This window comes from uncultured Streptococcus sp., assembly GCF_963516515.1.
Taxonomy (GTDB): Bacteria; Bacillota; Bacilli; order Lactobacillales; family Streptococcaceae; genus Streptococcus.
In genome coordinates, this window is sequence record NZ_CAUQCJ010000007.1 from 15,538 (window position 1) to 27,236 (window position 11,699).

Genomic DNA, 11,699 nt, shown 5'->3' on the forward strand with positions numbered 1-11,699 from the left:
CCCTTTTCATGAAAAAAGAAGCGTAACTTCTCAAAGTAACTTCCATCTCTCTCCCAAAACTGGAAGTTGCTCTCAGACGACGAATTATGCTAGAATTAAATCTGAGACTTTTCGTGAGGAGGAACCTCATGACGAAAAAATCAAAACATCTCACTCTAGAAGACCGTATTGACATCCAAACTGGAATCAGTCAACAGGAAACTTTCCGTTCCATAGCTGAGAAGATAGGAAAATATCCGTCAACGATTTCAAAGGAAATCAAGCGCAATCGTATCATGCATCCAACATCCGTCAATTCTGATTGCACGGATTGCCCACTTCTCAAAAAAGCTCCTTATGTCTGTAACAACTGTCCCAAAAAGAGGACTGATTGTGGGTTTAACCGCTATCTTTACTACGCGAAAAAGGCGCAGGAACAGTACGAGATTATGTTGAGGGAGTCCAGAGAGGGCATTCCCCTAAACAAGGAAAGTTTTTATCAGATGGACAAGGTCTTAACCCAAGGCATCCAGAAGAAACAAAGCATCTACCATATCATTCAGACACATAACCTACCTGTCTCGAAAGCTACGGTGTATCGGCATGCCAAGATGGGCTATCTGACAGCCAAGCCCATTGATTTCCCTCGGATGGTCAAGTTCAAAGAACGCAGAAAATCAAGAAAAGTAGCTATTCCCAAAGAATTGAAATTTGGGCGGACCTACCAAGATTTCCAAGAGTTACGAGAAATAGATGATTTCTTCAAATGGTTGGAAATGGACACAGTTATGGGTAGGAGGGGGGGTAAAGTCCTACTTATACTCAATTGTTTTCAAAAAGCAACCTTGTCCATTGTCTGCTGACAGTGGACTTTAAAACATTTTTTTCCAATCCTTGAATAACTTCTTGAAGCTTATCAATGACGGCTTCAAATGTTGGGAAAGCCTTATTTTTAAAACCTCGTTTTCGAATTTCTTTCCAGACTTGTTCAATAGAGTTCATTTCTGGTGTATAAGGTGGGATAAAAGCCAAGTCAATATTACTTGGAATCTCTAAGGTACTTGATTTATGCCATATAGCATTATCCATGATAAGTAACATATAGTCATCTTGATAAGCTTGTGAGGCTTGCCGTAGAAATTCATTCGTCCACTCAGTATTACATCCTCCAGTAATAAGGAAGAAGGAATCTCCTGTCTGAGAATCTACTGCCCCATAACAATAGCGATATTCTCGCATATAATGACTAGGAATGCTAGGTCGAATTCCTTGAGGAGCCCAACAAGAACTCATCTTACTAATTCTTCCGAAACCAGCTTCATCTTGGTAGATCAAACGTACTTTGTTATAAGTCCCCTTCTCTTTAAAGCGCTTACTTAAGCTCTCGAATGTAGATTTTATTTTTAGACGTCTCAATTGTCTGAGCGTCTGCCTTCTTAGGATGTTCAGGTCTAGGAGTGACCGTTCGCCAACCATGGCGTTTCAGAAGATAATAGAAACCATCACGTGTAGAAGTGCGACCAATCTCTTTTTGATAGGCTTCAAATAACTGATTGACAGTCACAAATTCCCCAGCCTGGGCAGCTTCTATATGACGTTTTAGAAATGCTTGTTCTTCTTCGTAAGTCATATATTCTCGATGACCCCCACCACGAGTCTCTTGAAGAAGAGCTTCTAAACCAAACTCCTTGTATTTTTTCAAATTCCTCCAAACAGTTGTTTTATTGCAATCTAGCAGATCCATGATTTCCTTATAACTCTTTCCTTTTGAGCGAAAATAAATAATCTGTAGACGTTTATGATATTTGGCGTACGATGAATCTCTCAGGAGTTTTTCAATTTTCTGTATTTCTTCGTTTGTGAGTTTCATAACTACTATTATAAGATGGTTTTTGATTTTAGTATAGTATGAAATGATACTCACTGAAAATCAAAGAGCAAACTAGGAAGCTAGCCGCAGGCTGTACTTGAGTACGGTAAGGCGACGCTGACGTGGTTTGAATTTGATTTTCGAAGAGTATGACAATATAGCGTGATGATTGTAATTCTTTTGTCATTTTTCCTCCAGAAAATAAAAAAGGAGAACAATATTCAACTGTTCTCCAAAATAATTTTATTAAAAAGAAAAACCCTGCCAAATTAATTTTTGGTAGGGTTTTTGGTAGGAAACTAAATTAATTTATCAGTTTCTAAAATGTGTTCACGATTCTAAAAGGCTGATACTATAGTATTCCGAATTCTAATTGGTATATGCCTCTTATTTAAGAGTAACTGAAGCTCCAGCTTCTTCCAATTTAGCTTTGATTTCTTCAGCTTCTGCAGTTGCAACGCCTTCTTTAACAAGTGCTGGTGCACCGTCAACAAGTTCTTTAGCTTCTTTAAGACCAAGACCTGTGATTTCACGTACAACTTTGATAACGCCAACTTTTTTGTCGCCTGCAGATGTCAATTCAACGTCGAATGAATCTTTAGCAGCACCAGCGTCAGCAGCACCAGCTGCAGCAACAGCTACAGGAGCAGCTGCAGTTACACCAAATTCTTCTTCGATAGCTTTTACAAGGTCGTTCAATTCAAGGATTGAAGCTTCTTTAATTTCAGCAATAATGTTTTCAATGTTCAATGCCATTGTTATTTCCTCCAAATAAGTTTTAAATTTTATAATAGTTTTTTCGTAGCTAGGCTACGCTGCGTAGCTTAAGATTAAGCTGCGTCTTCTTTGCTTTCTGCAACCGCTTTGACTGCAAGAGCAACGTTGCGCACTGGCGCTTGAAGTACAGAAAGGAGCATAGAAAGAAGTCCTTCGCGGTTTGGAAGAGTTGCAAGTGCAAGAATCTCTTCTTTAGATGCGACAGCGCCTTCGATTGCACCACCTTTGATTTCAAGTGCTTCAGCGTTTTTAGAAAAGTCGTTCAAGATTTTCGCTGGTGCGATAACATCTTCGTTAGAAAATGCTACTGCAGATGGTCCAACAAATACAGATGCAAGATCTTCAAGACCAGCTTTTTCAGCTGCACGACGCAAGATTGAGTTTTTAATGACTTTATACTCAACTTCGCTTCCACGAAGCTCACGACGAAGAACTGTATCTTGCTCAACTGTCAAACCACGAGCGTCTACAACGACGATAGATGCAGCAGCTTTCATTTTTTCAGCTACTACGTCAACTAGTTCCGCTTTTTTAGCAATAATTGCTTCACTCATTAGTGTGTTCACCTCCGTTATTATTTTGCTTGGGGAATTTTTCCAAAAGAAAAACGCGCCCAAACCTAGACACGAAAGTACAATACGCTTCTTTTTACATGATACGTTTTGTCCTCGGTAGGATACTTATGAGTCGAGCTCCCCTACTGTCTTAGGCAGTTTTTTCAAACCGTATATAAGTATAGCATAGTCAAAAAAAGAATGCAAGATTTTTGCAAACTTTTTTTAAAATTTTTCGTGATTTTTCTGTTAAAGTTCTACTGTCAGGACTTGACCTTGCTTAACAACCTGTTCTCCAGCAATATAAACATCATCAACATCACTGGATTTAACAGCATAGACGAGATGAGAAAGCATATTTCCCTTAGGTTGGAGATGGATTTTTCCTTGAGGTTGGATGACGAGAAAATCTGCTTGCTTGCCGACTTCTAGGCTTCCTATCTGATTTTCCATTCCTAGAACTTTAGCACCTTCGATTGTGAGAGACTTGAGAGCAGTTTCTATAGGAAATTGGCTGGCATCTCCGCTTTTCATCTTCTGAAGGAGGGCTGCAGTTCGTCCTTCCTCAAACATATCTAGATTGTTATTGGAAGCAACCGAGTCAGTCGCAATTCCGACTGCTACCCCTGCTTTTTGCAGTTGGATGATGGGAGCAATCCCTGATGCCAATTTGAGGTTACTGATAGGATTGTGGGCAATAGACACTTGAGAAGTTGCCAAGCGTTCAATTTCTCTCTCGTTTAATTCGACCCCATGAGCAAAGACAGACGGATGCTCTAAGTAACCCAGTTCATCTAGAAAGGCGAGGGGGCGTTTGCCGTAACGCTTCAGGATAATTCCTGACTCCTCCTTGGTCTCCGCTACATGGATATGGATGGAAATATCCAACTCTTTTGCCATATCTAGGCTTGCTTCCAGCAAGTCTCTACTACAGCTGTAGGGAGAGTGAGGAGCTACCATAACCTTGAAATTTGGATTTTCATATCCTAAGATTTCCTCTATGATGGCTCGTGTTCTGCTTATAGTCTCAGCAGTTGTTTCTGTATCTGAAGAAAAGAGGGTCGGCGAGAAATAACAACGCATCTTAGAAGCCTTGACTGCCTGATAAATCTGCTCAATATCCACTCCATTGGGATTGTACATATCGTTAAAGGTTGTTATCCCTGACTGGAGCATTTCTGTCAGAGCTTCTTTGACCGCTTTGATAGTCATGTCTGGTGTAAACCCAGCTTCTGCAGGCCAGATATAGTCATTGAGCCATTCATGGAGATTGCTGTCATCCCGAATTCCTCTCAATCCGGTCATAGCAGAATGGGTATGACAATTGACCAAACCAGGCATAATCCAGGCTCCCTGATAGTCTATAATCTGCTCAGCTTGCTCTAAAATCTCTGACTTCTCTTGACCAACATAGACGATTTGAGAATCCTTAACGGCTAAGATTCCATCTAGATAGACATGGAAATCTTGGTCACAAGTCACGATATTTACATGCTGATAGACTTTCATTCTAGGCTCCTTTTCTATAAGACAATTTACAGTGAATAATTTTTCTAGCTATTGTAACAAAAAAGTCACCCGAAGGCAACTTTTTTTGTCCATAAGATTTTAAAATAGAAAGGCTTATTCTGAGCTAAAAGCTGCAGCTTGCTGCATTTGGTAATACTTGCCCTTCCTAGCCATGAGGTCATAATGGTTCCCATACTCAACAATGTCACCATCCACCAAGACAAGAATCAAATCCGCATCCTGAATGGTTGACAAGCGGTGAGCAATGATAAAGCTTGTACGTCCCTTCATGAGTTTGGCAAAGGCATCCTGTACTAGCACCTCTGTCCGTGTATCAATGGAGGAAGTCGCCTCGTCTAAGATAAGAATCTTAGGGATAGCTAGAAAGACTCGGGCGATAGTCAAGAGCTGGGCCTGACCGACAGAGAGAGATTCTCCTGCATTTTCCAACTTGGTATCATAGCCCTGTGGCAACTGTTGGATAAAAAAGTCTGCGTTGGCTGCTTTTGCAGCAGCAATCACCTGCTCCCGACTGGCATCAGGATTCCCAAAGGCAATATTGTCATGAATGGTCCCTTGCTTGAGCCAGGTTTCTTGGAGCACCATCCCAAACTGCTGTCTCAATGATGCTCGGGTATAATCATAAATGGATTGCCCATCCAGCAGAATATCTCCTGAATTAATAGGGTAAAAACGCATAAGGAGATTGATAAGAGTTGATTTCCCAGCACCTGTAGGACCAACGATGGCCACCTTGCTACCAGCCGGAATATCGATAGACAAATCCTTAATCAAGATTTTTTCTGGATCGTAGCCAAAAGAAACATGCTTAAAGGAAATAGCTCCCTTAACCCGGTCACTGTTCAAGACTTCCTTGCCTGTTTCAGCCACCTCAGGACTTTCTAAGACAGCATAGACGCGCTCTGCACAAGCTAAAGCACTTTGCAACTCGGCTAGAACTGAAGAAATATCGTTAAAGGGCTTGGTGTACTGCTGGACATAGTTCAAAAAAGTCACTAAACGACCGATGGTCAAGGTGGACCCCATCATGATACGATAAGCTCCCACTCCAGCAAGAAGAGCGTAAATGAGCGCATTGACAAAGCGAGTAGAAGGATTGACCGTTGAAGAATAAAAGATGGCCGACTGCGAATAACCTGCATAGTTGTCATTAGCCTCACGCAGTCTTTGGATAAACTCTTCTTGAGCATTAAAGGACTGGATAATGGTCTGCTGGCTCAACGATTCTTCAATTAATTGTGTCTGAATCCCCCTTGTCTCTGTTTGCTTCTGAAAGAGATGATAGGAGCGTTTGGCAATAAAGCGTGAAATCACCATAGACAGTGGCGTCAATAGCAAGACCAAAAGAGTCATGAGGAGATGAATTTGAAGCATGGCTAGAATACTAACCAAAATCATCAAAACGCCAATGAAAAATTGATTAAAAATCATGGTCAAGCCGGCTGCCAGCTGTTCTATGTCTGTGGTCACACGACTAACCATCTCTCCACTACCTTGACGATCCACAAAAGCAATCGGTAACCGATGGAGCTTATGAATGATTCGCTCTCGTAAGTCTCTAGTATAAGAGAAGATTAAACGATTATAAAGAAGAGGATTGGCCCATTGTACCAGAGTATTTCCTATGACCACCAAGAGCATATGGAGAAAAATCTGCCAAAAAACTGGTGATGAACCAGCCACTAGGACTTGGTCAATGACCTGCCCAATCAGAATAGGTAGGTAAATTGATAAGCCAACTTGGGCAATGGTTCCTAGAAAGGCTAGGAAAAGGAGGAAGGGATGGCTAGCTAAATCTTTTGCCAAACGTTTGAGCGTCTGGTTTGCAGTTTGTCGTCTCATGCTAGTCCTCCTTTCCATGTTGGGATGCATTGATTTCACGATAGACTTGACTAGTCTTCATCAAGTCCTCGTGCTTGCCGATAGCTAAGAGCTCTCCTTTTTCTAAGAGGAGAATCTGGTCAGCCATCTGTAGAGTCGAGGTTCGTTGAGAGATCAAGATTAAACTGGTGTCTGGCAAATTTTCTCGGATAGCTTTCAAGAGCTTGGACTCGGTAATGGTGTCGAGGGCCGAAGTCGCATCATCTAGGATGAGAAATGGAGCTTGGCGCAAGACTGCGCGAGCGATAGACAGCCTTTGTTTTTGTCCACCTGAGAAATTTCGACCTCCTGCCTCAACTAGGCCATCCAAGAGCCCTTCCTTTTCACTGACAAAATCCTTGGCTTGTGCAATTTCCAAGGCCTGCCAGAGTTCCTGGTCAGATAGTTCTTGATTGAAACCCAAAGTCAAGTTGGAACGAATGGTTCCCTTAAAGAGTTCGACCTTTTGTGGCACATAGGCAATCCAAGACCGCCATTGCTCAAGATTAAGAGGACTACATCCATCTCGATAAAGGTCAATGCTCCCCTTGTCTGCTGGATAAAGTCCAAGTAAGACTTGCACCAAGCTTGATTTACCAGAACCCGTCCCTCCGATGATACCGAGGATTTGCCCTTGACTCATATCAAAGGAAATGTCTCTCAGAGAAGGCTGGGCCGCATCAGGATAGGTAAATGTCATTTCTTGGACTTGTAAAACCTGATTACTGGTATCTTGCTTTTGTTCTAACTCTGAGTGGATGTCTTCGGGAGCTTCGGCAAAGACTTCCTCAATTCGCTTGGCTGAGATATAGGACTGGTTGAGAGAATTGATCAGCATGGCTAGCTTGATCAATTCCACCAAAATCTGTAAGAGATAGTTGATAAGGGCAATGAGAGCACCTTGACTTAGCAATCCTCCTTGAATCGAAATATAGCCCTGCCAGATAATGATGAGAAGAGTTCCATTAACAATCAGATAGGTCAGAGGTGTTAACAAACTAGACCAGAAACCCGTCTTTTCTTGCAATCGAGCATAGACTTGGTTAAGGGTTTGAAAAATCTGTAACTCTCGTTTTTCTTGTCCAAAAGCACGAATAACCCGCATGCCTTGTAATTGCTGGCGCGTTTCCTGAACCAGCTGGTCCGTTTTCTTTCTCAGACTACTGTAGAGAGGATTGACCAGCCGAGAAAGACCTACAATGATAATGGTCAAAATCACAACCATGACCAAGAACCAGAAAGTCAGCTCAGCTGAGATTCGATAGGCCATAAAAATGGCACCAAAAACGATAATGGGCGCTCGTAAAAAGAGACGCAGAAATTGATTGATACCAGTCTGAATCTGGTAGGTATCCGAAGTCAAGCGAGTGACCAAGCTAGAAGTTGTCAAACGGTCTCTGCTATCCTTGGGCAAGGAAAGAATATGACGATAAAGGTCGTTTGTCAGTTCTTTGGTAAACCCAACCGCTGCCTTGGCTGAGTAAAACTGGGCTATCAAGGCCACTAAAACACCAATCACGGCAAAGATAAGAAGCAGGCCAATCTGCATCCAGAGGTGTCCTTGATCTCTCTGGGGCAAGGATTGGTCAACAATCCCTGCAATCACCATGGGAACCAAGAGCTCAAACACAGCTTCTAGTAGCTTGAACAAGGGTGCTAAAATCGATTCTTTGATGTAGGGTTTAAAGTAAGATAGTAAGTGTTTCATAAATCCCTTCTATTCTTATTCTGAAAATGAAGAAAGTGGGAAGCTCCCACCCTCTCAATTTTATTTGTTTAAGTATGGCAATAGATAGCCATATCCTGCTTCGTCCATCTCATCCTTGGCCACAAAGCGTAAGGAGGCAGAATTGATACAGTAACGCAGGCCACCTAACTCCCGAGGTCCATCTGTGAAAACATGACCCAAATGAGCATTGCCTGAACGAGAACGAACCTCGATTCGCTCCATTCCATGGCTCAGATCCTTATAGTAGTGAACCAATTCCTTGGAAATTGGACGGCTAAAACTTGGCCAACCACAACCTGAAGCAAACTTATCCTTAGCGAAAAAGAGTGGCTCACCTGTCGTAATATCTACATAAATGCCCTCTTCAAAAGTTTGGTCATAGACATTACTAAACGGCACTTCTGTAGCAGCTTCTTGGGTGACACGGTAAGACTCTTCAGATAAACTGGCTTTCAACACCTCTTGACTAGGCTTTTCATAGTTGACTGCGTCAATCAATGGCTTCTCAGCATCGGTCACATCGATATGACAGTAACCGGAAGGATTTTTCTTGAGATAGTCTTGATGGTAATCTTCAGCTAAAATATAGTGGCGAAGTTTCTCCACCTCTACTGCAATCTTTCGACCCAGCATACGCTCTTGTTCCCGCACCACTGTATAGATAGCTGGCAGGTCTGCTTCATCCTGATAATAGATCCCAGTTCGATATTGGCGACCACGGTCATTCCCTTGTTGATTGATTGACAAGGGATCGATGGCTCGGAAATAATAAAGTAAAATCTCTCTGAGCGCCACTGTCTTCTCATCATAAATCACTTGAACCGTCTCTGCATGGTCTGTTTCCTTGATTAGTTGATAATTGGTCGTTTCAACTTGGCCATTAGCGTAGCCAACACTAGTTGCCAACACTCCAGAAATACGTGAAAAATACTCCTCAAGGCCCCAAAAACAACCACCTGCTAGATAAATTTCTGCCATCTTTATTTCTCCTTTATCAAGTTTTTAACTAATACTCTTCGAAAATCTCTTCAAACCACGTCAGCTTACATCTGCAACCTCAAAACACTGTTTTGAGCAGCCTGCGGCTAGCTTCCTAGTTTGCTCATTGATTTTCATTGAGTATAAACTTCTTTTCAAAAAAAGGATAGGAAGCCCTCTGGTCGAGAGTTTCCCCATCCTATCTTCTATTCTTTATTTTGATTCGACACGGACACCTTGGGTATCAACTTTCAAGTCATGAAGTTTTCCTTTGAAAGGTTGCTTTTCCAATTCTGCCTTAATCGCCGGCATCTTGTCATGAGAAGCCAAGACCATAACTGTCGGTCCGGCACCAGAAAGATAGGTTGCATAGGCACCATTCTCTTTGGCCACTTGCTTGATTGTCGCAAATTCTCTCACCAAGTCCTGACGGTAACGTTCGTGGAAGAGGTCTCCCTCGATTGCTTCCCCAGCTGTTACCATGTCTCCTGCTAACAAGGCTGCAACCGCCACATTGGCGATAGAACTAGCAGCAACAGCTTCCTTGTAAGACAATTTTTTAGGCAAGACACCGCGGCTATCGCGAGTGCGTAATTCATAGTTGGGAATATAAGCCAAAAAGTCACACTCGGGGAAGTCTGCCACAATCGCTGAGACTTGCCCTTCAACGGAACTTGCAATAACGAGATTACCATAAATAGCTGGAGCTACATTGTCTGGATGCCCTTCAATCTTGGTCGCCAACTGCAACTTTTCATGGTCAGATAAATTGAGCTTGCCTAGTTGGTTGGCTAGTTCAATCCCAGCAACGATTACCGAGCTAGAAGAACCCAAACCACGCGCCAAGGGAACATCACTGGTCATTTTCAAACGTCTTGGTTGCAAGTCTGGTACAATTTGCAAAGCGATTTTGAGCAAGAGATTACGCTCGTCATGTGGAATCCATTTGCCAATCTGGTGTTCAATCAGCCACTCTTCTCGTTCTTCGCAAACCTCAATTTGAAGATACTTGGTTACAGCTACACCGACCGAGTCAAAACCCGGCCCGATATTGGCACTGGTTGCAGGTACAATAATCTTCATCTTATTCTCCTAGCACCTTGAAGGTATTCAAGAGGTCGAATTCTGAAACCTTCTTCAATTCAGCTGAAACATTTTCGAGTTGGGCTTTATTAATCTTATGTGTGATGATAACGACACGCGCCTTATCACCTTCTTTGCCATCTTGGAGGATTTGCTTGAAGGAAATATCTTGAGCGTTGAAGATTTCAGCCAATTTCAAGACCTGACCTTTTGAGTCTGGAGCCAAGATTGAGAAGTAGTAATTTGCTTTGACATCTTCTGGATTTGCCAAGACCAAGTCACGGCTATATTCGTTGAAATCTTTACCGATGGTTCCATCATTCAAGCGACGAACGATACGGACAATATCCGCCACAACACTTGTTGCAGTTGGTTTTTGACCAGCACCTGGTCCGTAGTACATAGACTCACCAATACCAATAGATTCTACAAAGACAGCGTTCATTACGCCATTCACACTGGCAAGTGGGTGCGCTTTAGGTAGGAAGGTTGGAGTCACTTCTGCAGCAATTCCTGAAGGAGTTTCCTCAATAGAACCAACCAATTTCACTACATATCCAAGTTCTTGAGCTACAGCTACGTCTTCTGGTGTAATGTTGCGGATTCCCTTGTGGGCTACATTGTCAAAGGCAACCTTCATACCAAAAGCAAATTGGCTCAAAATCACCATCTTGTAGGCTGCATCAATCCCATCTACGTCATTTGTAGGGTCACTTTCTGCAAAACCTAGTCTTTGTGCTTCCGCAAGAGCATCATCGTAAGACCAGCCTTCTTCGACCATCTTGGTCATCATGAAATTGGAAGTTCCGTTAACCACACCAAGTACACGCGTGATTTTATCAGAAGCCAAGGAATTTGCTAGAGTACGAAGAATTGGAATACCGCCAGCTACTGCTGCTTCGTAGTAAAGTGCTACCTTGTTAGCTTTAGCGATTTCTAACAATTCTGCGCCATGGACAGCCAAAAGGTCCTTGTTAGCAGTAACAACGTGTTTGCCAGCCTCCAAGGCACGAGTGATAAAGGTTTTAGCAGGTTCGATACGCCCCATCAATTCCACTACGATCGTAATGTCTTGATCTGATAAAATATCATCCACATTGGTTACAAAGTTAAAGTCATTCCCTGCTGCAAGCAAGCGATTCTTTTCATCTTCATCCTTGACCAATACCTTGGCAACTTCAATCTCTGAATGTGCTGATTGATTGATTTTTTCTCCATTTTCCTTTAGGAGGAAAGGCACACCACTTGCAACGGTACCAAATCCTAGTAAAGCAATTTTAACTGTCATGTTTGTCTCCTCGAAATTTTCTAATATAGCCATTATAACAGAATTTTGTGA

At 42.4% G+C, this 11,699-nt stretch carries 9 protein-coding genes, 1 pseudogene and 1 other annotated feature; of the genes and pseudogenes, 1 reads left to right on the forward strand and 9 read right to left on the reverse strand.

Annotated features, from left to right (window positions below):
• Window positions 1-128: 128 nt before the first annotated feature.
• Window positions 129-806: pseudogene (locus RYL77_RS02490) on the forward strand (helix-turn-helix domain-containing protein); the annotation flags it as partial.
• Here the strand turns inward: RYL77_RS02490 and RYL77_RS02495 are convergent.
• The 9 genes from RYL77_RS02495 to RYL77_RS02535 all read right to left on the reverse strand — a co-directional run bounded on the left by RYL77_RS02495 (window position 802) and on the right by RYL77_RS02535 (window position 11,648).
• Window positions 802-1,849, reverse strand: a protein-coding gene (locus RYL77_RS02495) for an IS630 family transposase (RefSeq protein WP_315009606.1) whose coding sequence is annotated in 2 segments (ribosomal slippage) — window positions 802-1,354 and window positions 1,353-1,849 — 1,050 coding nt in all. Because the reading frame shifts where the segments join, the coding sequence is not laid out codon by codon here. The pseudogene RYL77_RS02490 and the gene RYL77_RS02495 overlap by 5 nt on opposite strands.
• Window positions 1,850-2,236: 387 nt before the next feature.
• Window positions 2,237-2,605, reverse strand: coding sequence for a 50S ribosomal protein L7/L12 (rplL, locus tag RYL77_RS02500; protein ID WP_001196965.1), 369 nt, complete (start codon window positions 2,603-2,605; stop codon window positions 2,237-2,239).
• A 74-nt stretch (window positions 2,606-2,679) separates the two neighbouring features.
• Complete coding sequence (gene rplJ, locus RYL77_RS02505; RefSeq protein WP_001287278.1) at window positions 2,680-3,180, reverse strand: 50S ribosomal protein L10; 501 nt, start codon at window positions 3,178-3,180, stop codon at window positions 2,680-2,682.
• A gap of 38 nt (window positions 3,181-3,218) precedes the next feature.
• Window positions 3,219-3,354, reverse strand: a sequence feature (ribosomal protein L10 leader region).
• A gap of 75 nt (window positions 3,355-3,429) precedes the next feature.
• Window positions 3,430-4,689: a TRZ/ATZ family protein gene (locus RYL77_RS02510; protein ID WP_315009614.1), complete on the reverse strand. Its 1,260-nt coding sequence runs from the start codon at window positions 4,687-4,689 to the stop codon at window positions 3,430-3,432.
• A gap of 114 nt (window positions 4,690-4,803) precedes the next feature.
• On the reverse strand, window positions 4,804-6,552 hold the full coding sequence (locus RYL77_RS02515; protein ID WP_315009616.1) for an ABC transporter ATP-binding protein: 1,749 nt from the start codon (window positions 6,550-6,552) through the stop codon (window positions 4,804-4,806).
• A gap of 1 nt (window position 6,553) precedes the next feature.
• A complete protein-coding gene (locus RYL77_RS02520) occupies window positions 6,554-8,278 on the reverse strand; it encodes an ABC transporter ATP-binding protein (protein WP_315009618.1) in 1,725 nt (574 codons plus the stop codon).
• A gap of 60 nt (window positions 8,279-8,338) precedes the next feature.
• Window positions 8,339-9,277, reverse strand: a complete 939-nt coding sequence (gene msrB, locus RYL77_RS02525) for a peptide-methionine (R)-S-oxide reductase MsrB (RefSeq protein ID WP_315009620.1) — start codon at window positions 9,275-9,277, stop codon at window positions 8,339-8,341.
• Between the two features lie 213 nt (window positions 9,278-9,490).
• Window positions 9,491-10,360, reverse strand: coding sequence for a homoserine kinase (gene thrB / locus RYL77_RS02530; protein WP_315009621.1), 870 nt, complete (start codon window positions 10,358-10,360; stop codon window positions 9,491-9,493).
• A gap of 1 nt (window position 10,361) precedes the next feature.
• Window positions 10,362-11,648: a homoserine dehydrogenase gene (locus tag RYL77_RS02535; protein ID WP_315009623.1), complete on the reverse strand. Its 1,287-nt coding sequence runs from the start codon at window positions 11,646-11,648 to the stop codon at window positions 10,362-10,364.
• Window positions 11,649-11,699: the final 51 nt, after the last annotated feature.